General features: G+C 65.5%; 25 protein-coding genes. 14 read left to right on the forward strand and 11 right to left on the reverse strand.

What is annotated here, in order from left to right; all coding sequences use genetic code 11:
• Nucleotides 1–11: 11 nt before the first annotated feature.
• The 3 genes from GSQ79_RS11660 to GSQ79_RS11670 all read left to right on the forward strand — a co-directional run bounded on the left by GSQ79_RS11660 (nt 12) and on the right by GSQ79_RS11670 (nt 1,468).
• Nucleotides 12–632: a hypothetical protein gene (locus GSQ79_RS11660; protein ID WP_158808877.1), complete on the forward strand. Its 621-nt coding sequence runs from the start codon at nt 12–14 to the stop codon at nt 630–632.
• Between the two features lie 210 nt (nt 633–842).
• Nucleotides 843–1,112 (forward strand): BrnT family toxin, encoded by a 270-nt coding sequence (locus tag GSQ79_RS11665; RefSeq protein WP_158808878.1) that lies wholly within the window; start codon nt 843–845, stop codon nt 1,110–1,112.
• The gene (locus GSQ79_RS11670) at nt 1,109–1,468 is read left to right on the forward strand and encodes a DNA-binding transcriptional regulator (protein ID WP_158808879.1); all 360 of its coding nucleotides are present in this window, start codon (nt 1,109–1,111) and stop codon (nt 1,466–1,468) included. Before GSQ79_RS11665 ends, GSQ79_RS11670 begins: the two co-directional genes overlap by 4 nt.
• A 241-nt stretch (nt 1,469–1,709) precedes the next feature.
• Here GSQ79_RS11670 and GSQ79_RS11675 read toward each other — a convergent pair whose 3' ends face one another.
• A complete protein-coding gene (locus GSQ79_RS11675; RefSeq protein WP_158808880.1) occupies nt 1,710–2,867 on the reverse strand; it encodes a M20 aminoacylase family protein in 1,158 nt (385 codons plus the stop codon).
• A gap of 240 nt (nt 2,868–3,107) precedes the next feature.
• The gene (locus tag GSQ79_RS11680) at nt 3,108–4,562 is read right to left on the reverse strand and encodes an amidase (protein WP_158808881.1); all 1,455 of its coding nucleotides are present in this window, start codon (nt 4,560–4,562) and stop codon (nt 3,108–3,110) included.
• Between the two features lie 279 nt (nt 4,563–4,841).
• Here GSQ79_RS11680 and GSQ79_RS11685 point away from each other — a divergent pair, with 279 nt between their 5' ends.
• Together GSQ79_RS11685 and GSQ79_RS11690 are read left to right on the forward strand one after the other, a co-directional pair.
• Nucleotides 4,842–5,030, forward strand: a complete 189-nt coding sequence (locus GSQ79_RS11685; RefSeq protein WP_158808882.1) for a DUF3311 domain-containing protein — start codon at nt 4,842–4,844, stop codon at nt 5,028–5,030.
• The gene (locus GSQ79_RS11690) at nt 5,027–6,496 is read left to right on the forward strand and encodes a sodium:solute symporter (protein ID WP_158808883.1); all 1,470 of its coding nucleotides are present in this window, start codon (nt 5,027–5,029) and stop codon (nt 6,494–6,496) included. The genes GSQ79_RS11685 and GSQ79_RS11690 overlap by 4 nt, the downstream gene beginning before the upstream one ends.
• Nucleotides 6,497–6,503: 7 nt before the next feature.
• On the opposite strand, the gene GSQ79_RS11695 is transcribed toward GSQ79_RS11690, so the two are convergent.
• Nucleotides 6,504–7,064 (reverse strand): flavin reductase family protein, encoded by a 561-nt coding sequence (locus GSQ79_RS11695; protein WP_158808884.1) that lies wholly within the window; start codon nt 7,062–7,064, stop codon nt 6,504–6,506.
• Between the two features lie 273 nt (nt 7,065–7,337).
• Between GSQ79_RS11695 and GSQ79_RS11700 the strand changes: the two genes are divergently transcribed.
• Both GSQ79_RS11700 and GSQ79_RS11705 read left to right on the forward strand, forming a co-directional pair.
• Complete coding sequence (locus tag GSQ79_RS11700) at nt 7,338–7,745, forward strand: TadE/TadG family type IV pilus assembly protein (protein ID WP_158808885.1); 408 nt, start codon at nt 7,338–7,340, stop codon at nt 7,743–7,745.
• A gap of 38 nt (nt 7,746–7,783) precedes the next feature.
• Nucleotides 7,784–9,454 carry a TadG family pilus assembly protein gene (locus GSQ79_RS11705; RefSeq protein ID WP_158808886.1) on the forward strand — a complete coding sequence of 557 codons (1,671 nt, stop codon included), beginning with the start codon at nt 7,784–7,786 and terminating at the stop codon, nt 9,452–9,454.
• 34 nt (nt 9,455–9,488) lie between these two features.
• Here GSQ79_RS11705 and GSQ79_RS11710 read toward each other — a convergent pair whose 3' ends face one another.
• Nucleotides 9,489–10,004: an ankyrin repeat domain-containing protein gene (locus GSQ79_RS11710; RefSeq protein ID WP_158808887.1), complete on the reverse strand. Its 516-nt coding sequence runs from the start codon at nt 10,002–10,004 to the stop codon at nt 9,489–9,491.
• 146 nt (nt 10,005–10,150) lie between these two features.
• Here GSQ79_RS11710 and GSQ79_RS11715 point away from each other — a divergent pair, with 146 nt between their 5' ends.
• The 7 genes from GSQ79_RS11715 to GSQ79_RS11745 all read left to right on the forward strand — a co-directional run bounded on the left by GSQ79_RS11715 (nt 10,151) and on the right by GSQ79_RS11745 (nt 16,993).
• The gene (locus GSQ79_RS11715) at nt 10,151–11,086 is read left to right on the forward strand and encodes an AEC family transporter (RefSeq protein ID WP_158808888.1); all 936 of its coding nucleotides are present in this window, start codon (nt 10,151–10,153) and stop codon (nt 11,084–11,086) included.
• 76 nt (nt 11,087–11,162) lie between these two features.
• Nucleotides 11,163–11,609, forward strand: coding sequence for a DMT family transporter (locus GSQ79_RS11720; protein WP_158808889.1), 447 nt, complete (start codon nt 11,163–11,165; stop codon nt 11,607–11,609).
• 208 nt (nt 11,610–11,817) lie between these two features.
• The gene (locus tag GSQ79_RS11725; protein ID WP_158808890.1) at nt 11,818–13,188 is read left to right on the forward strand and encodes an MFS transporter; all 1,371 of its coding nucleotides are present in this window, start codon (nt 11,818–11,820) and stop codon (nt 13,186–13,188) included.
• 54 nt (nt 13,189–13,242) lie between these two features.
• Nucleotides 13,243–13,920, forward strand: a complete 678-nt coding sequence (locus GSQ79_RS11730) for a GntR family transcriptional regulator (RefSeq protein WP_158808891.1) — start codon at nt 13,243–13,245, stop codon at nt 13,918–13,920.
• A gap of 34 nt (nt 13,921–13,954) precedes the next feature.
• A complete protein-coding gene (locus GSQ79_RS11735) occupies nt 13,955–14,848 on the forward strand; it encodes an alpha/beta fold hydrolase (protein ID WP_158808892.1) in 894 nt (297 codons plus the stop codon).
• Nucleotides 14,849–14,939: 91 nt separating this feature from the next.
• A complete protein-coding gene (locus GSQ79_RS11740; RefSeq protein ID WP_158808893.1) occupies nt 14,940–16,205 on the forward strand; it encodes a CaiB/BaiF CoA-transferase family protein in 1,266 nt (421 codons plus the stop codon).
• Entirely contained in the window at nt 16,202–16,993 is a 792-nt protein-coding gene (locus GSQ79_RS11745) for an enoyl-CoA hydratase (RefSeq protein WP_158808894.1), read from the forward strand. The genes GSQ79_RS11740 and GSQ79_RS11745 overlap by 4 nt, the downstream gene beginning before the upstream one ends.
• 19 nt (nt 16,994–17,012) lie before the next feature.
• On the opposite strand, the gene GSQ79_RS11750 is transcribed toward GSQ79_RS11745, so the two are convergent.
• From GSQ79_RS11750 to GSQ79_RS11780, 7 genes are all read right to left on the reverse strand, one after another.
• A complete protein-coding gene (locus tag GSQ79_RS11750; protein ID WP_158808895.1) occupies nt 17,013–17,954 on the reverse strand; it encodes an HlyD family secretion protein in 942 nt (313 codons plus the stop codon).
• A complete protein-coding gene (locus tag GSQ79_RS11755; protein WP_158808896.1) occupies nt 17,951–18,160 on the reverse strand; it encodes a DUF1656 domain-containing protein in 210 nt (69 codons plus the stop codon). The genes GSQ79_RS11750 and GSQ79_RS11755 overlap by 4 nt, the downstream gene beginning before the upstream one ends.
• On the reverse strand, nt 18,157–20,172 hold the full coding sequence (locus GSQ79_RS11760; protein WP_158808897.1) for an FUSC family protein: 2,016 nt from the start codon (nt 20,170–20,172) through the stop codon (nt 18,157–18,159). The genes GSQ79_RS11755 and GSQ79_RS11760 overlap by 4 nt, the downstream gene beginning before the upstream one ends.
• Nucleotides 20,169–20,645 carry a MarR family winged helix-turn-helix transcriptional regulator gene (locus GSQ79_RS11765; RefSeq protein WP_158808898.1) on the reverse strand — a complete coding sequence of 159 codons (477 nt, stop codon included), beginning with the start codon at nt 20,643–20,645 and terminating at the stop codon, nt 20,169–20,171. The genes GSQ79_RS11760 and GSQ79_RS11765 overlap by 4 nt, the downstream gene beginning before the upstream one ends.
• Before the next feature lie 168 nt (nt 20,646–20,813).
• Entirely contained in the window at nt 20,814–21,482 is a 669-nt protein-coding gene (locus GSQ79_RS11770; RefSeq protein ID WP_246725269.1) for an isochorismatase family protein, read from the reverse strand.
• A gap of 93 nt (nt 21,483–21,575) precedes the next feature.
• Nucleotides 21,576–22,904, reverse strand: coding sequence for an LLM class flavin-dependent oxidoreductase (locus GSQ79_RS11775; protein WP_158808899.1), 1,329 nt, complete (start codon nt 22,902–22,904; stop codon nt 21,576–21,578).
• Nucleotides 22,905–22,997: 93 nt separating this feature from the next.
• Complete coding sequence (locus tag GSQ79_RS11780; RefSeq protein ID WP_158808900.1) at nt 22,998–23,945, reverse strand: ABC transporter substrate-binding protein; 948 nt, start codon at nt 23,943–23,945, stop codon at nt 22,998–23,000.
• Nucleotides 23,946–24,028 lie beyond the last annotated feature (83 nt).

Below are 24,028 nucleotides of genomic sequence, written 5' to 3' on the forward strand. Positions count from 1 at the left end.
GTGCGATTTCGATGAACAGCGTCATGAAAGCCTGGGCGGATCTGCCGCCCATCTTCGCCGACCGCCTCATGGCGCTGCTGACCGCGCCCGGCCGCATTGCCCAGGGTCTGCATCGCACCAACCAGCTGCTGCTCGACGCCGACGCTTTTTGCGAGCCGCACTGGCTGCGCCCGCTGCGCTGGGCGATCCTCTACCGCTATGCCGTGTTCGACCCGCTCGTCTCCGCGGCGGAGAATGCGATAGCCTCGGCCGAGCTGTGGGCCGAGCATTTTCCGGCGATCCACGACACCGTGCGCAACGTCAGCGGCGCCTGGGAGGACGAGGCGGCGGCCGCGCTGCTCGCCGACCCGTTCGCCCGGCCGGACGGGTTTTTGCCGTGGCAGCACGCGTTGCTGGACCTGGATCTGGGCTGGCTGGGGGCGGCGGCCGCGGTGTACGAGGCGCAGCGGTTGTTGATTGTGGCGGAGTTTGCCGCGGCGGGTGGCACGGATTGGGCTGCGGCGCGGCGGGGCTTTTTGCAGCGTGCGCTGGCGTGTCCGATTTTGTTCCAGAAGGTCCATGTAGACCGAGAAGCCGCAGCGCGATCGAACTTGAAAGGCGAACTCACGAGGATTGATAAACTAGAATCGTGATGAAGTGCCGCGACCAGCCCCTCTCCCCCTTGTGGGGAGAGGTTGGGAGTGGGGGTCGGCGTGTTCTTCAGCATCGAAGCAGAAGGTTAGCCCCCACCCCTAGCCCCCCGGAATGGGAAGAGGCTAGGGAATTCCAGCTTGAGTGGCGCATACGCTAATGGCGCACATCACTGCTTGCGACATATGCGCTGACAGCGTATTTGTTTGCTCGTGGACTTCGACTTCGACCCCATCAAAAGCGACAGAATCCTTGCGGAACGCGGGTTCGATTTTGCTTACGCCACCCGGGTGTTCGAAGGGCGGGTCGTCAGCTTTATCGACGACCGCCGCGGGTACGGCGAAGTCCGCATGGTTGCGATTGGCGAGATCGATGGCAGGCTCTTCACGGTCGTCTACACCGACCGGGAGGGCATTCGCCGCATTATCTCCGCCCATCGCGCAAGCCGACAGGAGAGCAGGACATGGCGACAGTCAGAATGACGGCGAAGGAGGCTAAGGCAGCGGCGCGCACCAACCTCGCCAGGCTTGACGCCACGACGGAAGAGGACATCCGGAGCCAGATGACGGAAGACGGGATGGACGCCGACGAGCCGTTCGCGGGTATGCGCCCGGTCGTGTCGCCGGCAGAGGTCCGCAAGCGCGCGGGCATGTCCCAGGACACGTTCGCGAAAGCGCTCGGCATTCCGGCCGCCACGCTGAGAAATTGGGAACAAGGGCGGACCCAACCGGACCCGGTGGCGCTGTCGTTCTTCGCGCTCGTGGCCGACGACCCGGAGCGGGCGTTCAAGGTGCTGGCGCTGCCCCGGTCTCCGAGCAAAATGCGGATTCGCATCTGATTCCGACGGCGCCTTGTGGGGTCGCGGGCAAAGACGGCGGCTGGTCTGCCGGGCCGGTGCTGCAATCTCATGCGGAAGGACAGCGGGGGCCGTGACGCGTGACGCATCGTGACGCAAGAATGTCGGGAGTCGATCGCGAATCGTGGTTTTCGTGTCACACAAAACGCGAGGCAGATGAGAGGACCCCCATCCCGTCCTTCCCCACAAGGGGACGAGGCCACGCATTTGGGATGCGGGACGCCTAAGCCGGCAGCCCCTGCTCCACCAGGCGGGCAAAAAACGCCGCGCCGTAGGGGATCGCCGCGTCGTTGAACGCATAGGCCGGATTATGCAGTGCGGCGGCATCGCCGATGCCGAGGTGAATGTAGGCGCCCGGCACCTGGTCGAGCATGAAGGAAAAGTCCTCCGAGACCATCAGCGGCGGCTCGTTGCGCGCGATACGGGCCTCGCCGACGAGCGCGGCGGCCGCATCGGCCATCGCGGTGGTGTGGATCGGATCGTTGATCAGCGGCGCGAAGATCACCCGCCAATCCAGCTCCACGCTGGCACCGAGCCCCGCGGCGACGCCCTCGGCGGTCCGGCGGAACAGGTCCTCCATCTTCGGCAGGGTCTGCGGCTGCAGCCCGCGCGCGGTGCCGCACAGCACCACCTCGGCCGGGATGACGTTGTAGGAATTGCCGCCCACGATCTTGGTGATGCTGAGCACGGCGGGCTCGTGCGGCGACAGGCTGCGCGCCACGATCCCCTGAACGGCCGAGACGATCTGCGCCGCGACGACGATCGGATCGACGCCGGTTTCCGGCCGCCCGCCATGGGCGCCGACGCCCTTGACCGTCAGATCGAAGAAGGCGCCGCCGGCCATCGACGGACCGGGATTGATGGCGAAGCGCCCGAGCTCCAGGCCCGGCTTGTTGTGCAGGCCATAGACGGCGTCGCAGGGGAAGCGGTCGAACAGCCCGTCGGCGAGCATCGCCAGCGCCCCGCCCGCGCCCTCCTCGCCGGGCTGAAAGATCAGCCGCGCCACGCCTTTGAAGCGCGGGTTGGCGGCAAGATATTTCGCCGTGCCGAGCAGCATGGTGGTGTGGCCGTCATGGCCGCAGGCATGCATCCGCCCCGGCGTCGTGCTGCGCCAGGGGACGTCGGCCGCCTCTTCGATCGGCAGGGCGTCCATGTCGGCGCGCAGGCCGATGACAGGGCCGTTGCCCGTGCCGCGGATCGTGCCGACGACGCCGTGGCCGCCGACGCCGGTCTCGACCTCGATGCCCCAGCCCTTCAGTTTTTCCGCCACCCGTGCCGCCGTACGCGGCACCTCGAGCCCGAGTTCAGGATGGGCGTGGAGGTCGTGGCGGATGGCGACGAGTTCGTCTTGGTAGGGAGCGAGAGCGTCGAGGGTGGACATGGGCGTCTCCTTTACGGGTCACAGTCTTTAGGCGGTCCGCAGCCAAACCCCTCTCCCCCTCAAACGCGGGCCTGCCCGAGTTTGACTTTAAAATGACCAAGTCAGGCAAGCCCGACTTGGTGCGGGGAGAGGTTGGGAGTGGGGGTCATGGTGTTCTTCCAGTTGATATGGAAGCACACCATGACCCCCATCCCTAGCCCTTCCCCGCAAGGGGGAAGGGGACGTACCGCGAAATCGTGTTCAGCGCGGCAGACGCTGTTTCGGCCGGCTCACGGCCTCGAACGCCGCGGCCAGCTTGAGCAGTTCGCGATCGCCCCCGGGGCGGCCGATGAGCTGCAGGCCGGACGGCAGGTTGTTGGCGCCGCCGAAGCCGGCAGGGACGCAGATGACCGGGCAGCCGGAAAGCGACCCCGGCACCATGATCTCGATCCAGCGATGATAGGTGTCCATCGGCGTGCCGGCGATCGCATGCGGCCAATCGAGCTCCTGCGCGAACGGAAACACCTGGGCGCTCGGCAACGCCAGGGCATCGTAGCGCTCGAACAGCGCGAGAAAGCGCTGATACAGCAGCGTCCGCGTCTCCGAGGCATCGTAAAGCGCTGTCGCGGTGAGACCGAGGCCGCCCTCGATCTCGAAAATCATCTCGGGCTTGAGAAGCCCGCGCTTCTCCGGATTTTCGTACGTCGTGCGGTAGCGGCCTGCCATCAGGCTGTGGCGCCACACCAGCCAGCATGCCCAGATCCGGTCCCAGGCCATGTCGAGGCTCGCCTCCTCGGCGACACAGCCCGCCTGTTGTAGCGAGCCGAGCGCCGACAGGCCGAGCTCCAGAATGCCGTCTTCGACCGGCACCGCGCCGCCGAAATTACCGAGCCAGCCGATGCGCTGGCCCGCGACATCGCCTTCGAGCAGGGCGGCTGGCAGCGGCGGCTGCGCGATCGACAGCGGCGCTCGGGAGTCATAGCCGCTCATCACCGACAGCAGCAGGGAGAGATCGGCGACGGTGCGCGCCATCGGCCCGTCGGTGCCGAGTTGCTGCAGATAGCCTTCCGGCCCCGGGAGCGCCGGCACCCGTCCCTGCGAGGGACGCAGGCCGAACACGCCGTTCCAGCCCGCGGGATTGCGCAGCGAGCCGCCGAAATCGCTGCCGTCGGCGAGCGGCACCATGTGCAGCGCCAGCGCCGCCCCGGCTCCGCCGGAACTGCCGCCGGCGCTGAAGCGCTGGTCGTAGGCGTTTCGCGTGGTGCCGAAGACGGGATTGTAGGTGTGCGAGCCGAGCCCGAATTCCGGCACGTTGGTCTTGCCGATGAGGATCGCGCCCGCCGCGCGCAGGCGCTCGACGAACAAGGCGTCCGTATCGGGAACGTTGTCCTTGAACAGCGGCGAGCCCAGCGTGGTCCGAAGGCCCTTGGTTGCCGCCAGATCCTTCACCGTATGGGGGAAGCCATGCAGCGGCCCGCGCCAGTGCCCCCGCGCAAGATCCTCGTCGGCGGCATCGGCTTCGGCGAGCAGCACTGCGGGGTCGCGCAGCGAGACGATCGCGTTGACCTGGCCGTTCACCGCCTCGATCCGGGCGAGATGCGCACTCATGACTTCGCGACAGGATACCGCCTTCGTCTTGATCGCGGCGGAGAGCGCGGTGGCATCGAGCGTGACGATATCGTCAAGCGGGATGGTATCGGGAGAAGTCGTGGTCAAAACGATCTGCCTTTCCGGCGTTGGACGCGCTTCAATCCTGCCGATCGGGTTGGGTGTCCAGGAGAATGTGAACGCAATCGTGCCGAAGAGCCGGTGCCGAGAACAAGGGCCTCGGTCTCTCGGGCGTCTCGACGCCTTGGCTGCACGAGCCTACGAGTCTTTCTGGTCGCTCACATTCTCGTCAACAAGGTGGGCGGATCGGCGGCCCCGTATTTGCCAGTACGATCAAAGCATGATCGATTTGCGTGTCGATCTGGTTTCAAACGGAATTACCCGCCCATGTCTCTGAAGTGGCTCGCGTTGATCCCCTGGATCGTTCTGTTGGTCGGCATGCCGTTCCTCAATCAGGTCGAGCCCCTCGTGCTCGGCCTCCCGCTGCCGCTCGCCTTCTCCGTCGGCTGTATTCTGCTGACGGCGGCGACCTTGGCCCTGATCTACAAACTCGATCCGGCGAACCGCGCACCATGAACATCGCAACCTTCATCATCGCCATCACCATGGTCTTCGCCCTCGTGATGGGGCTGCGCGCCGGACGCGGCCGCAAGATCGGCCTCGAAGGCTGGAGCGTCGGCGGCCGCAACTTCGGTCCGATCCTCGTTTTCATCCTGATGGCGGGCGAGATTTACACGACCTTCACCTTTCTCGGCGCCTCCGGCTATGCCTACGGCAAGGGGGCGCCGGCGTACTACACGCTGGTCTACCTCACGTTCACTTATCTGCTGGCCTATTGGATGCTTCCGGCAATCTGGCGCTATGCGCGGTCGGAAGGCATCCTGTCGCAGGCCGGCTTTTTCGCCCGCAAATACGACAGCCCCGCGCTGGGGCTGCTGGTCACCTGCGTCGGCATCCTCGCCCTCATTCCCTATCTCGTCCTTCAGCTCAAAGGCCTCGGGATTATCGTCTCGACCGCGAGCTACGGGACGCTGTCGCCGGTCCTCGGCGCCACGCTCGGCGCGATCGTGATGTCGCTCTACGTGTTCGTTTCCGGGATCCACGGGCCGGCCTCGATCGCCATCGTCAAGGACGTCCTCATCCTCGCGATCGTGATTTTCCTCGGCCTCTATCTGCCGTTTCATCTGTACGGCGGCGTCGGACCGATGTTTCACGCAATCGACGTGGCCCACCCCGGCTTTCTGATCTTCCCGGCCAAGGGGCAAAGCGTCTCCTGGTTCGAGTCGACGGTGCTGCTGACGGCCTGCGGCTTCTTCATGTGGCCGCATAGTTTCGGCTCCATCTACACGGCGCGCGACGAGCGTTCGCTGCGCCGTAACGCCGTGGTGTCGCCGCTCTACGGCCTGATGCTGTTGTTCGTGCTGTTCGTCGGGTTCGCGGCCCTCATGCGGGTGCCGGGCCTGACCGGCAAGGACATCGACCTGGCCCTGTTCAAAATCGCGCTTGCCGAGCTGCCGCCTGTCGTCATCGGGATCATCGGGGCCGCCGGCGTGCTGACGGCGCTTGTGCCGGGATCGATGATGCTGATGGCGGCGTCCACGACGCTCGCCAAGGACATCTATCCCCTCGCCCGCCGCAAGACCGACGAGCGTGAAACGGCCATCGCCGCCAAGGTCTTCGTGCCGATCGTCGCTGCCGTGGCGTTGTATTTCACGCTGAACGGTGGCGACACGATCGTCGCGTTGCTCCTCATGGGCTACTCGCTGGTGACGCAGCTGCTGCCGTCCTTGCTCGTCAGCCTGGGGAGCCGTCGCGTCTTTTCGGCGGAAGGTGCCTTCGCCGGCATTTGCGCCGGCGTCGCGGTCGTGATGTTCACCACCATCACCAAGACCAGCCTCGCTACTGTGGCGCCGGGCCTGCCGCAATGGATCCTGGACCTCAACATCGGCATCGTGGCGCTGGCCCTCAACGTAGCGGCGGCGCTGGCGGTGACGGCGGCGGTCCGCGCGATGCAAACGAGGCGGGTGGCGAGCGTGGCGTAGCGAAGGACTACAGCATCTCCGACTTGGACTTGCCGCGTCGGCTGATGATCTTGCCCGAGACCATGAACACGCCATCGCCGGTGTAGTGCAGGGTCTCGGGATGTTTCGGTACCGGTGCGACATGCGCCTTCACCACCTCGAAGATGAAGAAATTGTACTTGTCGATCAGAGCGCCATCGTGCAGGCGGCACTCGAAGTTGGCATGACACTCGCGGATCAGCGGCGCCGCGATCCGGTCTGCCGGCGCGGCCGTGAGCCCGAAACGGCCGAACTTGTCGACCGAGTCCCCGGAAGTATTTCCGATTTCCACGACCGCGTCGACAAGCGCCGCGGTCGGCAAATTGATCACGCATTCTCCGCTCGCACGGATCATCGCGAAGCTGTGGCTGCCGCTGGCGATGACGCAGCCGATGAGTGACGGCGCGAATTCCATCACGGTGTGCCAGCCCATCGTCATGATGTTTCGCGCGCCTTGCGACGCCGAGGAGACCAGCACAATGGGTCCCGGTTCGAGATAGCGCCGCACCTGCGCCACCGGCAGGTCGATTTTCTCGTGATTATTTTTCATCCCGCTTCCATGCAAGGTGTTCGCGCAACAGACGCGCGTGCGCTGGCACTACAGCAATAACAAAGCAATAATGCTGGAAACAGCCAATAAGGCCTATACATAGATGTTATAGACATTAATATAGAGCAATGAGCGTATGAATTACCTCTTTTCGGAGACACTTCCTTAGCATCAGATAAACGATCCTTGGTTAAACCCGACACCTCGGCATAATCCAGCTCGTGAAAGACGGGAATGGTCTGGGGTCGCGCACCGAAAAGCTTTGCAAGACACTTGCCTGGAACCGAATCCGGATCCTCGGCTGTCGAGTTCGCGCTGGTCGCTCCTTTCCTTCTCGTGATCGTGTTCGGGATTTTCGGCGCCGGCTCCGTTCTGGCGACCGTGAACGGCCTGGAGCAGCTGTCCGCCGGGGCGGCGCGCAGCGCCGTCGGCGGCCTGAGCACGACGGAGCGGGATTCGCTGGCTCGCACCTACATCACGACCAATGTCGGAGCCTATGCCTACATCACCCCGGCGATGCTGCAGGTTTCGACATCGAGCAATGCGGCGACCGTCTCGTTCACCGTCACCACCAGCTACGATATGTCGACGAGCCCGATCTATCTCGCGGTCAAGAATCTCGTGTCCATACCGCACCCGGTACTTGTGCGCTCTTCGACCATTCAACAGGGCGGCTACTGATGCGGCCCGGGCACGCAAGGCGCAGCGTCCGGCGATTGATGGTAGCGGCGCATGAGTTTCGCGCGAACCAGCGCGGGACCGTTGCGATCATCGCCGGATTCGCAGCTTTTGCGCTCGTCGGCGCGACGGCTCTGTCGCTCGATTCGGCGCACTTCTACCTGACTAAGCGGAACCTGCAGAACGCGACCGATCTTGCCGCCATGGCGGCGGCGGCGGATATCACCAATGCCGCTGCCGCTGCGCAGGCGACGCTGACGGCCAACGGCTTTCCCGGCGCGCTGACCAGCACGACGATGGGCACCTATGCGCCAAACCCGGCAACTCCGGCCGCGTCGCGCTTCAGTGCCGGCGGCGCCACGCCGAACGCCGTTCGTCTGGCGACTCGGGCGACGACATCGATGATCTTCGGCACCATTTTTTCCGGGCCGACACAGCCCGGCGCGCCGCGCGGCACGGTCACGTTGGGTGGCGCCGCGACGGGCATGCAGTCGGCGGTCGGCGCTTTTGCAATCGGGTCCCGTGCCGCAAGCCTTGACGGCGGCATCGCCAACACGGTGTTGAGCGCCTTGACCGGCGCGACCATCTCGCTGTCGGCCGCCAACTATACGTCACTCGTTGGCGCCAAGATCGACATGGCGGCCTACGCCCGCGCCCTGGCCACCGGCGTGAACTTGAACGTCGCCACCTACGGCGACGTTCTGTCGATGCCGATCGCGATAAGCGATGCCACCCGTATTCTCGCCGCCATGCCGAGCACCGCATCCTCGGCGGTCACGGCGTTCAAGGCGGCGATCGCGGGCGTGTCCGGGACGATCACCCTGGGTCGCGTGATCGATTTCGGGCCGTACGACACGCTCCCCATCGCTGCGACCCCACCCATTGCGCCCTTGATGAGCGCGTACGACGTCATCGCCGCCGTGGTCCAGGTCGCCAACGGTGGCCACGAGGTCGTCGCCGACCTCGGCACGTCGATCCTCGGCCTTGCCGGCGTCACTGTCGATATCGTCATCGGCAATCCGCCGGCAGCCTCGACCGTCAGCCGCATTGCGAGCCCGACGACGGCCGCGACCAACCAGATCCGTCTGACCGTCACGGCGCAGGTCGGTGTGCCCGGTCTGGTGAATTTGAACCTCCCCATCATCCTCGATATTGCCAAGGGCACCGCGACGATGAGCAGCCTGACCTGCCCATCCGGCCAGCCGACGAGCGCCTCGATGGCGCTCGCGGTCACGCCGGCCGTCGCCACGCTCTACGTTGGATCGGCGGCGCTCACGGCGCCGGGCACGCTGATGCCGCCCGTGCTGCCGGCCCCCGTCATCACGGTCGGTCTCGTGACGGTCAACGCGAGTTCGCAGATCGCGATCTCGAACCTGCAGCCGACCGCCACCAGCTTTGCCTTTACGGATGTTGCCGCAGGGACGGTCAAGACGGTTTCCACGACACAGCCGCTGCAGACCGCGGTGGCGAGCCTGTTTTCCAACCTCGTCGTCACCGTTGGACCGCCGACTTTGCTCGGCGGCATTCTCGGGGCAACCGCGACCGCCGCAGCCAATCTTTTGGGCGCGACGGTCGGCACCGCGCTTCAGGGCGTCGCCCTTCCCGTCGACAACGTGCTGGCTCCGCTCACCCGCGTGCTCGGCATCGGGGTCGGACAGGTCGACGTCTGGACAACCGGCATGCGCTGCGGCGCCGGCGTCGTGGTGGAATGACGAGCGACATGCAAAAATCTGGCGCCAGTGACGTCTAAGCGCGAGCCTTCCAGGCCGCGATGACGGCCGGGGTCTTGGTCGCGCCCATGGCTTTCGCCGCATCGAGCGCGGTCGACCCGGCGCCGTCGCGCGCATCCGGGTCCGCGCCATGATCGAGGAGGAGCTGGACGAGTTCGACCCGGTCGAACATCGCCGCGACCGCCAGCGCGCTGCGCCCGCCGTCCGCCGGACCCTGGACCGCCGCCCCGTGCGCAACCAACATCGTGGCGATCGCGAGATCGCCCTTGAAGGCGACGCCGGCGAGCGGCGTCTGCCCCTTGTCGTTCGGCTTGTCCGGATCGGCACCATGGTCCAGCAGCACCCGGACCGCGGGCACATTCTGGTTGTAGGCGGCGAGCATCAGCAGCGTATCGCCCTTGTCGTTGCTCATGTTGGGCGATAGGCCGTGTTCGAGCATCTGGCGCAGCACGTCGGCATCGCCGTCACGCGCGAGCTGGAAGATGCGGGCGGCCAGCGCGAGCGTCGCATCGTCGAAGGCTGGGTCCGTCATCGGCGTCTCTCGCTGTCTCGCATCATATGATGACCTGACAGATGGGAAGGTCATCGGATATCTCCAACTTTCGTCGAATTATACCGTTGCGCCGACCGGCACCAGCCGCCTAAGCCCGTGCGGACGAAATCGAAGATAAGGCCCGCATGCTCACCACCCTGATGGTCGTCCTCCCGATCTTCGCCCTGATCCTCGTCGGCTACGGGTGCCGCAAGATCGGCGTCCTCGGTCCCCACGCCACCTCCGAACTCAACCGCTTCGTCGTCTACCTCGCCCTGCCTGCGCTGCTGTTCGACGTGATGGCCCACACGACCTGGGCAACCTTCTACCAGCCGGGCTTCATCGCCGCCTTCGGTCTCGGTAGCCTCATCGTCTTCGGCCTGACGGTGGCGCTGCGACTGCGCCGCCCGCGGCACCTGGCCGATGCCAGCGTCGACGGCCTCAACGCCGGCTACGCCAACGTCGGCTTCATCGGCTTTCCGCTAAGCCTTATCGTCTTCGGCAAGGACAGTTTGGCGCCGACGACGATCGCCGCGATCATCACCGTCTGCGTGGTCTTCGCCCTCGCCATCGTGCTGATCGAGATCGGCCTGCAGACCGAGGCGCATCCCGCGCGCCTCGTCTGGAAAGTCGCGCGCTCGCTCGCCAAGAACCCGCTGCTCGTCGCGCCGGCGCTCGGCGCGGTGTTCGCGGCGACCGGCCTGCCGATGCCGCTCAGCGCGGAAACCTTCTTCAAACTGCTCGGCGCCGCCGCCTCGCCCTGCGCCCTCGTCGCGCTGGGCCTGTTCCTGGCCGAAGACCGGCCGGCCGCGGCCGGCGACACGACCAGCAGCCTGCTGCTGACGGTGCTGAAACTCGGGCTGCATCCGGCGATCACCTGGGCGCTGGCGACCTACGCGTTTCATCTCGCCCCGCTGCTCACCCACGTCGCCGTGGTGCTCGCCGCCCTACCGACGGGCACAGGCCCCTTCATGCTCGCCGAATTTTACGAGCGCGAGGCATCGGTGACCGCCAAAACCATCCTGATCTCGACGATCGGCTCGCTGGCGACGGTGACCGCCTATCTCGCCTGGATCGCCTGAACGCCGAACAATCCCCCTTGATCCTGCCGTCACCTTGGCCGCAGAATAAGCGACGGTTCGATCCGGGGGGAGACGCATGAACTGGCTTTTGATGCTTGCGGCGCTCGCCTGCGGCGCGGTCCTGACGACCCAGGTCGCGACCAACAAGCAGTTGGGCGAACACCTGCACAACCTCTACCTCCCTGCGGTCGCCAACATGGTTTTCGGCATGGTCGCGGCCGTCTCTTTGACCCTCGCCTTCACGCGGGAGTGGCCGACGACCGCGATGGTCAAGGATGCGCCCTGGTACAGCTGGTTCGCCGGCGGCGTTTTGGGCGCGGTCTATCTCACCGGCAATATTCTGCTCGCACCGAGGCTCGGCGCCGCCACGCTGATCGGGCTGGTGGTGACCGGCCAGATCGTCTTGTCCGTGCTGATCGACCAGTTCGGCTGGTTCGGCTTCGCCCAGCACAGTGCAAACCTGCCGCGGCTGATCGGGTGCGCGTTGCTGATCGGCGGCGTGGCTCTGGTCTCGAAGTCGTAGCACCACGCCGCTGGCATCGGGCTGGTTTCGATAGACGATCGGGACGCGAGAGCCCGCAGCGGCGGCTGACCGGCACCCGCCGAAAGACCCATTCCGACTTTGAATTTTGAATGCATAATTCATTGACGCTTTCCATGCGCCGCCGATATTGTCGGCTCAACGTACGGGGGCAAACTCCGTGATGCGAAAACGAGACAGGGAGTGAAGCATGGCTGCGGATGCCAGCGGTTCATCACGCGGCATCCCGCGTGTCGCAGCGCCGACGCGCATTTTGGGTCTTCTCTGCGTGATGTATTTCATCACCTACGTCGACCGCGTTAACATCTCGACGCTCGCGCCGCTGATATCCTCCGACCTGCATCTGTCGAACACCCAGCTCGGACTGGTGCTGTCGATCTTCGGCTATCCCTACGCGCTTCTGCAAATTCTCGGCGGCGGTGCGGCCGACAGGTTCGGCGCGCGAAAAACGCTGGCGATCTGCGGCGCCATCTGGAGCGTGGCGACGATCCTGACCGGTCTCACCGGCGGTCTTTTGTCCCTGCTGGCCGTGCGCTTCCTTCTCGGCCTCGGCGAGGGGCCGGCCTTTCCATCGGCGACCCGCGCCATGGCATCCTGGGTGCCCGCGGGGCGTCGCGGCTACGCGCAGGGCGTCACGCATGCCTTCGCCCGCCTCGCCAACACGATCACGCCACCTCTCGCCGTCTTCATCGCCATCTATCTCGGCTGGCGCGGCGCCTTCATGAGCCTCGGTTTCGTCAGCCTGGCCTGGATCATCGTATGGATCGCCTATTTCCGCGACGATCCCCGCGCGCACCCCGGCATAACGGACGCCGATCTCGCCCTGTTGCCGCCGCCGACGACGCTCACCAAGGCGCAGATCAGCAACGTCCCGTGGTCCACGCTCGTACCGACGATGGCATCCACCACGATCATCTACTTCTGCTACAACTGGACGTTCTGGCTTTTCCTCACGTGGATGCCGACCTATTTCGTCCAGTCTTATGGCCTCGATCTCGCGCACATGGCGCTGTTCAGCTTCTGCGTAAACGGGTCCGGCCTGGTGGGCGACATGCTCGGCGGCTTTCTCACCGACGCCATCGGCCGGCGGACGGGAAACATGCTGCTGGCGCGGCGCGCGGTCATCGTCCTCAGCTTTCTCGGCGCCTTGGCCTGCGTGCTGCCGCTCCTGTTCGTCCACAACTTGACGGTTGCCGTGGTGTCGCTCGCCGCGACCTTCTTCTTTCTCGAGTTGCTCATCGGGCCGATCTGGGCTGTGCCGATGGACGTCGCGCCGCAATATGCCGGCAGCGCCAGCGGCATCATGATGCTTGGGTCGGGGATCGCGAGCATTATTTCACCGCTGGTGTTCGGCATCATCACGCAATATTCCCATAATTTCGCGGCACCCTTCTACGGCTCGGCAGGCCTCCTATTCGTCGGCGCGCTCCTCGCGTTCTTTTTCCTGCCGAAGCGCGTGCTTGATTTCACCCTCGCGCCCGATGACGGACTCGCAAAGGTGAGCCTTCCGGTCGAGACGCGCCCCGCGATGTCGCCGGCGCATCAGGTGCCCGGCGCATGACGCAAGCCAAGCCGCTTTTACGCCAAACGGTTGGAAGACGGCGGGATTGAACCGATGATCGAATCCACGCAACTCCCGCGGACCTCGCTCCATGACGCACTGACGCCCGGTCTTCGTGAGCTGATCCGCGACGGCAATCTCAAGCCCGGCGACAAGATTTCCGAGCCGCGTCTCTGCGAGCATTTCGGCGTGTCGCGTACGCCGTTGCGCGAGGCGCTGAAAGTCCTGGCAGCCGAGGGGTTGATCGAACTGCTGCCACGGCGTGGCGCGGTCGTGGCGCAGATCAGCGCCGAAGACATCCGTGAGCTGTTTCCGATCATGGCCGCGCTCGAGGGCCTGGCCGGCGAGCTTGCCTGCGAGCGGATCACGGATGCCGACATCGATCACATGCGCGCCCTGCACGCTCAGATGATGGACGCCTACCAGCTGGGCAATGAGGACGCCTACCTCAAGCTCAATCGCCAGATCCACGAAGCCATTTTCACCATCGCCCGCAACGACACGCTTGCGGCGATGTATCAACAGATTCTGGCGCGAATGCATTCGCATCGCTTCATCGTCCGCAAGAGCGAAACGAACTGGAAGAACGCCGTCGAGGACCACGAGCGGATCATGGAAGCGCTTGCGGCCCGCGACAAGCACCGGCTGCCGCAGTTGCTGCGCACCCACGTCACCGGGACGACAGCCGCTATCGCGCACGAATACCTCGCGCGTCTGGCCACGACGTCATGACCGCGCGCATGGGCGACAAGAAAAGGATGAGCCTATGCTGAAAAGCGTCGATGCCGGCGTGCTGCACGTCGCCTATTCCGAAGTCGGAGACGCCGACGGCTGGCCTGTCATGCTGATGCATGGGTTTCCCTACGATATCCACGCCTATGACGATGTCGCGCCACGGCTTGCATCGCAGGGCGCGCGCGTCATCATTCCCTATCTGCGGGGGTTTGGTCCCACACGGTTCCTGTCGGCCGAGACACCGCGGTCCGGCCAGCAGGCCGCGCTCGGCGCCGATCTGCTGGCCCTCATGGACGCGCTCGCTATCCCCGATGCCGTGCTTGCCGGCTATGACTGGGGCGGCCGCGCGGCCTGCATCGTCGCGGCCCTCTGGCCGGCGCGTGCGTGCGGACTCGTGTCCTATCAAAGCTACAATATCCACAATCTCGCGAAATCGATGGAGCCGGACACCCCCGACAACGAGCACCGGCTGTGGTATCAATATTACTTCCATGGCGAACGCGGCCGCGCGGGACTGGCGAAGGACCGGCAGGCCTTCTGTCGTCTTCTGTGGGGCCTCTGGTCTCCGGCCTGGGCCTTCGACGACGCCACGTACGCGCGCACGGCAGGCTCATTCGACAATCCGGACTTCGTCGATGTGGTGATCCAATCCTACCGTCATCGCTTCGGCCTGGCGGCAGGCGACCCGAACCTCGAGGACATCGAGCAGAAGCTGGCGGCGCTGCCGAAGATCACCGTGCCAACTGTAACGATCGATGGTGGGACGGACGGCATCCGGCCCGCGGGCACAGCGTCCCATGCCGGCTACTTTGCGGGTCGTCATGAGCATCGGGTGTTTGAAACCGCCGGTCATAACGTGCCGCAGGAGGTGCCAGACCTCTTTGCCAAAGCCGTCCTGGACGTCAAGGCATGGAGCGACGTCTGACGGTTGGTCGACATACGAAACGGCACTGGCGGTCGACTTGAATATTCGAGGCGGCAGACTTGCCGCAAGACATTGGAACGGGACTAAAATCATGGACGAATGGAACAAGCGCGGCGCCGCCGAGGCGCATGACGGCGACGCGCCTGAAGGCCAAAGGGCAAAACCGCAACCGCTCGCCGGCCTGCGTGTGCTGGATGTGACGCAGGTCATGGCGGGCCCGTTCTGCAGCATGCTGCTCGCCGACATGGGCGCCGACGTCATCAAGATCGAGCCGCCGGGCTCCGGCGATCAGACGCGCGGCGCGATGGGATTCAAGATGAAGGGGCCCGACAGCATGGGCTTCCTCAACATGAACCGGAACAAGCGCAGCATGGCGCTCAACCTGAAGAGCGAGGCCGGACGCGCGCTGTTCTTCAAGCTGGCGGCGAAGGCGGACATTTTGGTCGAAAATTATCGGCCCGGCGTGATGACGCGTCTCGGCCTCGGCTACGACGCGCTTCACGCCCATAATCCCGCGTTGATCTACGCCAGCATTTCGGGCTTTGGGCAGTCCGGTCCCTGGGCGAAGCGGCCGGGCTACGACCTGATGGCGCAAGCCATGTCGGGCGTGATGAGCGTCACCGGTCATCCCGGCGGCCCGCCGGTGAAGGCTGGCGTGCCCGTCGCCGATATCGGCTGCGCGCTGTTTACCGTCTACGCAATCTTGAGCGCCTATATCGGACGCCAGAAGAGCGGCGAAGGCCAGCACATCGACGCCTCGCTCTTCGACGCGGCGCTTGCGTTTTCGATCTGGGACATTTCGGAATATTGGGGCACCGGCCGCATTCCCGAGCCGCTCGGCACGTCGAACCGGATGAGCGCGCCGTATCAGGCCGTGCGCGCCTCCGACGGCTATTTCGTCATGGGCGCGACCAACCACAAGCTCTGGACCTTGCTCTGCAACGTGCTGGGCCGGCAGGACCTTCTGCAGGACGCACGCTTCACCGACATTTCCAGCCGCCTGGCTAACCGCGAGGTTCTGATCGAGAAACTCGAGGTGAGCTTCGCGGCGAAGACCGCGGAAGAATGGGTGACGCTGCTGCTCGCCGAAGGCGTTCCGGCCGGCCGGATGAACACCTATCCCGAAGCCTTCGAGAGCGAGCATGGACGGCATCGCGAGATGCGGATCGAAGTGCCGCATCCGATCGAAGGCAGCGTCCCCAATATCGGGTTTCCCGTCAAACTATCCGCGACGCCGCAGGTCGTTCGCCGCCATGCGCCGCTTCTGGGCGAACACACGGAATCGCTGCTCGCCGAGTTCGGATTGTCGCCGCAGGAAGTCGAGGAGCTTCGCGACGCTGGGGCGTTCGCCGCATGAATGCGCAAGCTGAAACCGAAGGCGCCGTTCGCTACGAGGCAGAGGGCGGCATCGCGCGCCTCACGTTCGATCGGCCTGCCGCCCGCAATGCCCTGACCTGGCGGATGTATGACGAACTGGCCGATGGCATCGCCAAGGCCAACGCGGACCTCTCCGTCAAGGTCGTCGTGCTCCGCGGCGCGGGCGGCAAAGCCTTTGTCGCCGGCACGGATATTTCGCAATTCTCGGCCTTTTCATCGGGCGCCGATGGCGTTGCTTACGAACAGCGCATCGACGCCTACGTCGATGCCCTTGAACGCATCCGTGTTCCGACCATCGCCGTCATCGAAGGGCTCGCGATCGGTGGTGGACTGGCGATCGCCAACGCGTGCGACATCCGCATCGCGACGCCGGGATCGCGATTCGGGGTGCCGATCGCGCGCACACTGGGTAATTGTTTGTCGCCGGCCAATCTCCGCCGGCTGACGGCGACGCTGGGCTTAAGCGTGGTGAAGCGGATGCTGCTTCTTGCCGAGCTGATGACCGCCGAAACGTTGCAGCCGATGGGCTATGTCGCGGCGATCGTCGACGCCGCCGCGCTTGACGACGAGATCGCAAAGACCTGTACGCGCCTCCTCGGCCATGCCCCGGTGTCGATGGCCGTGACCCGGGAGATGCTCCAACGGCTTGCGCATGATCCCGCAACAGAGGCCGCCGATCTGATCAGCGCCTGCTACGGCAGCGAGGACTTTGCCAGCGGCGTCCGTGCCTTCCTGAACAAGGAAACCGCAATCTGGAAGGGCCGGTAGCGAGATCTCTCGAACGCCTCTACGACGCTTTTCCCGTCATCAGCGCCGTAACCCGTCGCCACGCCGCCATCAGGTCCGGACCTCGCTTGCCGTCGGCCGCCTCGACAGACACGGTCGCGGTGCGGCCGACCACCAGCCGCACGTCCTCCGGCACGCCATCGAGTTCGACGCGGACGGGGACGCGCTGCGCCAGGCGCACCCAGGTGAACGTTGGGTTGACGTTGGCGAGCAGCGTCGCGCCTTCGCTGCGCTCGCGATCCTCGATGCCGCTGGCGATGCTCGAGACGTGGCCGTGCAAAGCAGCCGGCTCGCCCATCAGGTGGATGGCGACGGGATCGCCGACGTGGATCCGCGGCAGCTTGGTTTCTTCAAAATAGCCTTCGACGCGCAGCGTGTCGCTGTCGACCAGTGCCATCACACCGTGGCCGACGGAGACGTAGGTGCCGGGCTGAAGGTCGACGTTGGTGATCCGGCCGTTGACCGGCGCGCGGACCTCCGAACGCGTCAGATTGAGCTTGGCGATGTCGCGATCGGCGAGGCTCTCGTCATAGGCGGCCTTGGCCTGCTGCGAGGTCGCCTGCACGGACTCCAGCTTCTGCTCCGAAATCACCTTGTCGCTGAGCTGCTTGTAGCGCGCGTCGTCGGCTGCGGCCTGGTCAAGCATCGCTTTCTTGCCGGCGACCTGCGCCTCCGCCTGGCGCAGCGCGAGGGTGAAGCGATCGGGATCGATGCGGAACAGGACGTCGCCGCGCTTGACCTGCTGGTTGTCCTCGACCAGCACCTGCGTCACCAGACCGGAAACGTCCGGCGCGACGGCGACGATATCGGCACGCAACCGGCCGTCCCGCGTCCAGGGCGCCTCCATATAGTAGTCCCACAGGCCGAGAGCGACGGGTACCGCGAGGGCGACCATCGCGAGGGTGACGAGAAGGCTGAAGCTGCGGGCGAGAAAGCGGGTCATGCGGAAAACCGGACAGCGAGAGTGACGACACCGCCGACGAGGACGACGTAGAGGGCGAAATCGAACAGCGGACGATGCCAGATTAGGCGGTAGACCCCGCACAGCGCGAGCACCCGCCGCAGCGGTATGCTGATCGCAAAGGCGACCAGCATCCAGACGGCGAGGTCGGGCAGGAAGACGCCATAGAGATCCATCTCGCCGGTCATGCCGCAAGCTCCAGCGTGAATGGTATGATGGTCGGCATGTAAGGGAGAGCGTCTGGGAACAGCGCGCGGCGGAGGCCGACGAGTCCGAGCCGCGCGGTGCGACCGGCGGGCACGGCAGTGGCATCAAGCGCGGCGTCGATGGCGCGCAACAGTTCGGGCGCTGTCGTCTCGAGAGCGCCCGCCAGATGCTTCGGCAGAGCGGCGATGACGGTGTCGAGCGCGCGGCGGGCGTCTGCCGGCAGATGGCGCCGGCCGCGGCGGAGTTCGACGATATTGATGCCGGCGCGCACTTCGGCGAGCAGATCTGCGGCGTGCAGGTCATCTTCGGCGGGCACGTGGACGAAGCGCGCCGAGACCAGGGCAAGCCGGTCGAGCATCAGGGCCGCCAGTTCGACGCCGTCGTGGCCACCATGGCCGCGCGCGGCAGCGACAAGCGTCATCCCATTTTTCCGCAGCAAGCGCCGCGCGCTCCACGCGCCGTCCACGGAGCGCACCAGGCGGGTAATCAGCGCGGACACCCACATGCCGAGGATCAGGGAGATGGCCGTGTTGGTGAAGCTGGCGAAATCGGCGACGAAGCTGCCTTGGAGCGCCAGCAGCGCCAGCCCCGTGACGGCGCCGCCCAGCGCCATGCCCGCGGTGCGCGGCTGCTGCATCAGCACGCCGCAGAGCAGGAGCACCGGCGCCAGCATGACGACCAGCATTTCAAAGTTGGTGGCGAGCGGCAGCACCACGAACAGGTAGAACGCGGCGAGAAGCGCGCCGATGATCGAGGCGTTGGTGAACTGGAGAATGGCCGGCGCCGGGTCGTCCTGCGCCGCGAAGAAGCAGCAGACCACGGCGGCGAACATCGGCGCGCCCGAGCCGTCGGGCCAACCCGTCGCGATCCAGATCGCGCAGGTGGCGATGAGGGCCAGAAACGCCCCGAAGGCGGAGCGCAGCGCCATGCCGTGATCGCGATGCCGGATGATCCGGGCGGCTGCCGTGTAGCGGAAGCGAAGCGCCGGCAGTGCCGTGCCGTCCGAGACGTGGCGCAGCAGAGCGCGAATGTCCTGGCGCAGGTCGACGTAATCGATGACCCGCCCCATCAGGCTTGCCAGAAGCAGCTCGTTCCAGGTCCGCGGGTCGGCCGGCGCGGCCATTTCGGCCGCTTCGCGCACCTGGGCGGCCGCGACGGCACTCGTGTCGTCCCTCTGCAGGAGGTCGCCGGCCGCTGTGAGCAAACGCTCCGCGGCGTCGGGCATGGCGTGCTGCGCCCGCAGCGCCTCGGCCCGGTCGGCGACGGCGGCGATGATCGGCAGCGCCATCAGCATGTGCTGGCGCAACATCGCCAAACCGCGGGGCGAGCGTCGCTCCCGTGAGGATTCAAAGGCGAGATGGGTGCCGAGCGTCTCCAGGGTCAGGGCGGCGGCGGCCAGCGACAGCGCCGCCTTGCTGCCGGCGCCTCGTTCGGAACCGGTGAAAGCCTGGAGGCTCAGGCTGCGCGCACCCGACAGCCAAGTCGCAAGCCGCGCCTTGATCGCACCGGCGACCGGCTGCGGCAGCACGATGGACGACACCAGGCTCGCGCAGATGATGCCCAGGCTGATCTCCTCGCTGCGCGCCACGGCGACATCGAAGATCGAGGCGGGATCGTCGACGCAGGGAAACCCGATCAGCGGCGCGGTATAGCCGGCCAGCATAAAGAGATAGCCGCGCGGCGTGCGGTCGAGCAGCGACGCGTACAGGCACACCGCGACCCACAAAGCCATGGCAAGGGAGAGCAGGACCGGCGCATTAGCAAGGTTCGATACGAGGATCACCGCCATGACCCCGCCGATCATCGTCCCGCACACGCGAAAAACGGCCTTCGATCCCGTGGCGCCGGCGAACAGCTGGCTGGTGATGTAGACCGTGGCCATGGACCAATAGGGCCGCGGCAGGTCGAACAGCAGCGCGATGTAGAGCGCGAGCATCGCCGCCGCAAAGGTCTTTGCGGCAAAGATCCAGTCGCGTCGCAGCGGCAGCGTCATGACTGCAGCTCGAGCCGCGCCACCCGCGCGCCGGCCGTATAGCGCTGCAGCGCCTGGAACACGCGAAGGCTCGCCTCGAGATCCTCCGGGCTGACATCGGCGAAGACGGCGTCCCGCAGGTCGCTCAATTCGACTTCGATGATCGCGACGGCAGCCCGCCCGGCTGCTGTCAGGCCCAGAATCTTGGCCCGGCGATCGGTTGGATCCTCGCGACGGGTCACGAGGCCTGCAGCACAAAGCTGGTCGAGAAGGCGCACCAGCGTCGGCCCTTCGATGCCGACCGCCTCGGCCAGTGTCGCCTGCCGCGGCTCGTCGGCGAACCGCCCGATGAGCAGCAGCGGCAGCGCCGTCGCCTCCGAGAGGCCATGGACGTCGACGATGCGGTCCGCCGCGCGTCGCCACAAGCGGCCGGCCTGCAGCAGGGCGGCGGTATAGTCACGGCGAATATGGCGCAGGCGGTTTTGCACGGTCATCGATCTTCTAGCGTTCGAGCCAGAGATATCGATAGCTAACTATCTATTCGCTTTCAATCGTATTATGCCGCAAGTCCTTGATGTGACGAGAGGGCCGCCCCGCGCACGACGCATTGCTCAAGTGGCCTTCACGACCTCGCAGTCACGTTTGCAATAGCCCGCCGACGATCAGGTGATCCTGGCAATCAGGGCGGCGCTGTCGACGACATCGGCATATTTTTGCGCCATGTCGAACAGGTTCGCCTCGTGCGGCCCGATCGCCCTGTCGCCGACGCAGTCGGACGGCACCACGGTAGCGAAGCCATGGCTGACGGCATCGACGACGGTGGCTCGCACGCAGCCCGAAGTGGTCGCTCCCGTGACGATGACGGTATCGACTCGATGGCCGACCAACCATGGGAGCACCCCGGTGCCGAAGAAGGCGGAGGGCGCCTGCTTTCGGACGATCAGGTCGTTCGCGCGCGGCGCCAGGTCCAAGACGATCTGCGTGGCTTGGCTGTCTTCGGTTTGCGTCAGCAGCCCCGGGACCTTGCGGGCGAACGGCCCGGCGTCCGAGCCATCGGACGCGTAGACCACGCGCGTGTAGGCGATCGGCCAGCCGGCATGCCGCGCGGCAGCCAGGAGCCGCGCCGTTGCGGTCACCGCAGCCTGGATGTTGCCGCCGCCGAATTGCGCGGGATCGACGAAGCTGTTGGTAAAATCGACGACGATGATCGCAGGACGAGCGCCGACACCGGTCGACCGTCCAAAGCCCTGCCGGGCATACACGTCCGCGTCAGAAACCACAGGGGGCCCGGCAAATCGGTCCTGCAGCGATGGTGCATCCTTTGTTGTCACGGCATCCTTATCCAAGCAGACCGCACGTATCCGTCAATGATGGTTCGGAACGACAGCAGAGGTCGTCCCGAACGATGCCGGCATGGCCCATGATCAGGCCGGAAAAAAGCGATTGTCCGGACGCGGCAGTCCGAGATGGTCGCGGAGCGTCGTGCCCTCGTAGTCCGTCCGAAACAGGCCGCGCCGCTGCAACTCCGGAACGACTCCGTCGACGAAGTCGTCGAGACCTTCCGGCAGGTAGGGGAACATGATGTTGAAGCCGTCCGACCCGTCGCCGCTGATCCATGCCTCCATCGCGTCGGCGATCGTCTGCGGCGTGCCGACGAACGCGAGGCCCGCATAGCTGCCGGCTTTTTGCGCCAATTCGCGAATGGTCGAGTTTTTGGCCCGCGCGACCTCGATGATGCGGGCCCGCGCGCTTCTGCTGGCGTTCGTCTCCGGGATCTCGGGCAGCGGCCCATCGGGGTCGAAGCCCGAGACGTCATAGCCCAGCATCCCGTTCAGGGAGGCGATCCCACTGTCGTAATGGACGAGGCTGTCGAGGTGCGCGCGCTTGGCTTCGGCCTCCGCCACCGTATCGCCGACCACGACGAAGGCGGCAGGCAGAATTTTAAGATGGTTGGGGTCTCGGCCGATCGCCCGCATGCGGCCTTTGATGTCGGCATAGAGGCGTTGGCCGGCGGCAAGGTTCGGCTCGGCGGCGAACACTACCTCGGCGGTCTCGGCGGCGAGTTGGCGTCCGGGATCGGACGAACCGGCCTGGACGATCACCGGCCAGCCCTGGACCGGACGGGCAATATTGAGCGGGCCGTGCACGGAGAGGCTTGGCCCCTTGTGATCGAGCACATGCATTTTGGCCGGGTCGAAATAGAGACCGGCTGCGACATCCCTGACAAAGGCGTCGTCGGCAAAGCTGTCCCACAGGCCGGTGACCACGTCGTAGAACTCACGCGCGCGAACGTAGCGCGCGTCATGGTCCATGAGATCCTCGTAGCCGAAGTTGAGCGCGGCGTCCGGATTGGCCGTCGTCACGACGTTCCAGCCGGCACGCCCTTCGCTCAGATGGTCGAGCGAGGCGAAGCGGCGCGCCACATGATAGGGCGCATCGAACGTCGTCGACGCCGTCGCGATCAGCCCGATGCGCTCCGTCACCGAGGCCAGCGCCGACAACAGTGTGAACGGCTCGAACGACGTCACCGTGTGACTGCGCTTCAGCGCATCGACCGGCATGTTGAGCACGGCCAGGTGGTCGGCGAGAAAGAAGGCATCGAACTTCGCGGCTTCGAGCCGCTGCGCAAAATGCTTGAGATGCTTGAAGTTGAAGTTGGCATCGGGATAGGCGCCGGGATAGCGCCAGGCGCCGGTGTGGATGCTCACCGGCCGCATGAAGGCGCCGAGATGCAGCTGCCGCGTTCCACTCATCTTGATCTCTCCGGATGCCACCAGGTCAGCCGGGACAAGACGCCCCGGACCGATCCTTCCGCCGCGGCCAGCTAGAGCGCGGCCGTCCCCAATCTAAGGGGTCGCCGCGCCTTTTTCGATGGCACCTGCAAATGTTTTATCGACGATGTCGTCCGCCTTGAGCTTTGTTTTGATGAGGTTGTTGCGGACATAGAGATCGATCGTGTTCTGTTCGTCGGTGACGACGCTATCGTCGATCGGCGCGAGCTTGATCTGCGCCCGCGACAGCCAGAGTTGGGGGACTTTCGGTGGCAGGCCGACGAGCTTGCCCCAGGTCGCGGCATAGTCGTCGATATGGGACAAGGACCACGTCCGCGCCCGCGACAGACGGGTGATGAAATCCTCGAGCATCGCGCGCTTGGTGGCGATCGCGTCGTCACGCGCCACCTGATACGTCAGCCCCGGCGTCAATCCTTCGCCCGTGACGATGCGCCGGGCGCCGAACAAGACCTCCTCTTGCGCCACATAGGGCTCCCACGTCGACCAGGCGTCGACTGAGCCCGTGGAATAGGCGATCTTCGCATCCGACGGCAGAAGGAACGTCGTACGGACGGCATCTTGCGCCCAGCCCTTCTTTTCCAGAAAAGCGACGAGCAGCTGATGCCCGATCGACCCGCGTCCGGTGGCAATCTTCTTGCCCTTGAGATCGTCGGCAGTGACGATCGGCGACGCCTTGCTGACGAGGATCGCCAGGCCGCCCGGATTCTGCCGGACGGCGGCAATCGCCTTGGCCTTCAGTCCGACGGCCTTGGCGAAGGTGAAGGGCGCATCGCCCACGATGCCGGTATCGATGGCGCCGGCGTTCAGCGCTTCCAGCAGCGGCGCGGCCGCGACGAATTCCTTCCAGTCGATCGTGTAGGGCGTGTCCTTCAGGACGCCGGCCGCTTCCATGAGCGCGCGGGACCCGCCCTTCTGGTCACCGACGATCAGGACGGACTCGGCCCGCGCCGGCATCGTGAACGCGGCCAGCGCCGCAAGCGCATAGAGGGCAAGTGATTTCATATCAGACTCTGATCCTAAGGCTCGGCCATCCCCGGAACTGGGATGGCCGATATGTTCAAACCGCAACGGTTTCTGGGATGTTG

The sequence above is a fragment of the Beijerinckia sp. L45 genome (assembly GCF_009765775.1).
Taxonomy (GTDB): domain Bacteria; phylum Pseudomonadota; class Alphaproteobacteria; order Rhizobiales; family Beijerinckiaceae; genus RH-AL1.

What these genes read in the sequence shown, in the direction of transcription:
- GSQ79_RS11675 (WP_158808880.1), bottom strand. Translation starts at nt 2,867, where the DNA reads ATGTCCACCCTCGACGCTCTCGCTCCCTACCAAGACGAACTCGTCGCC.
- GSQ79_RS11660 (WP_158808877.1), top strand. Translation starts at nt 12, where the DNA reads ATGAACAGCGTCATGAAAGCCTGGGCGGATCTGCCGCCCATCTTCGCC.
- GSQ79_RS11720 (WP_158808889.1), top strand. Translation starts at nt 11,163, where the DNA reads ATGAACTGGCTTTTGATGCTTGCGGCGCTCGCCTGCGGCGCGGTCCTG.
- GSQ79_RS11735 (WP_158808892.1), top strand. Translation starts at nt 13,955, where the DNA reads ATGCTGAAAAGCGTCGATGCCGGCGTGCTGCACGTCGCCTATTCCGAA.
- GSQ79_RS11715 (WP_158808888.1), top strand. Translation starts at nt 10,151, where the DNA reads ATGCTCACCACCCTGATGGTCGTCCTCCCGATCTTCGCCCTGATCCTC.
- GSQ79_RS11780 (WP_158808900.1), bottom strand. Translation starts at nt 23,945, where the DNA reads ATGAAATCACTTGCCCTCTATGCGCTTGCGGCGCTGGCCGCGTTCACG.
- GSQ79_RS11695 (WP_158808884.1), bottom strand. Translation starts at nt 7,064, where the DNA reads ATGAAAAATAATCACGAGAAAATCGACCTGCCGGTGGCGCAGGTGCGG.
- GSQ79_RS11775 (WP_158808899.1), bottom strand. Translation starts at nt 22,904, where the DNA reads ATGAGTGGAACGCGGCAGCTGCATCTCGGCGCCTTCATGCGGCCGGTG.
- GSQ79_RS11685 (WP_158808882.1), top strand. Translation starts at nt 4,842, where the DNA reads ATGTCTCTGAAGTGGCTCGCGTTGATCCCCTGGATCGTTCTGTTGGTC.
- GSQ79_RS11750 (WP_158808895.1), bottom strand. Translation starts at nt 17,954, where the DNA reads ATGACCCGCTTTCTCGCCCGCAGCTTCAGCCTTCTCGTCACCCTCGCG.
- GSQ79_RS11725 (WP_158808890.1), top strand. Translation starts at nt 11,818, where the DNA reads ATGGCTGCGGATGCCAGCGGTTCATCACGCGGCATCCCGCGTGTCGCA.
- GSQ79_RS11760 (WP_158808897.1), bottom strand. Translation starts at nt 20,172, where the DNA reads ATGACGCTGCCGCTGCGACGCGACTGGATCTTTGCCGCAAAGACCTTT.
- GSQ79_RS11705 (WP_158808886.1), top strand. Translation starts at nt 7,784, where the DNA reads ATGGTAGCGGCGCATGAGTTTCGCGCGAACCAGCGCGGGACCGTTGCG.
- GSQ79_RS11690 (WP_158808883.1), top strand. Translation starts at nt 5,027, where the DNA reads ATGAACATCGCAACCTTCATCATCGCCATCACCATGGTCTTCGCCCTC.
- GSQ79_RS11710 (WP_158808887.1), bottom strand. Translation starts at nt 10,004, where the DNA reads ATGACGGACCCAGCCTTCGACGATGCGACGCTCGCGCTGGCCGCCCGC.
- GSQ79_RS11765 (WP_158808898.1), bottom strand. Translation starts at nt 20,645, where the DNA reads ATGACCGTGCAAAACCGCCTGCGCCATATTCGCCGTGACTATACCGCC.
- GSQ79_RS11730 (WP_158808891.1), top strand. Translation starts at nt 13,243, where the DNA reads ATGATCGAATCCACGCAACTCCCGCGGACCTCGCTCCATGACGCACTG.
- GSQ79_RS11745 (WP_158808894.1), top strand. Translation starts at nt 16,202, where the DNA reads ATGAATGCGCAAGCTGAAACCGAAGGCGCCGTTCGCTACGAGGCAGAG.
- GSQ79_RS11740 (WP_158808893.1), top strand. Translation starts at nt 14,940, where the DNA reads ATGGACGAATGGAACAAGCGCGGCGCCGCCGAGGCGCATGACGGCGAC.
- GSQ79_RS11670 (WP_158808879.1), top strand. Translation starts at nt 1,109, where the DNA reads ATGACGGCGAAGGAGGCTAAGGCAGCGGCGCGCACCAACCTCGCCAGG.
- GSQ79_RS11755 (WP_158808896.1), bottom strand. Translation starts at nt 18,160, where the DNA reads ATGACCGGCGAGATGGATCTCTATGGCGTCTTCCTGCCCGACCTCGCC.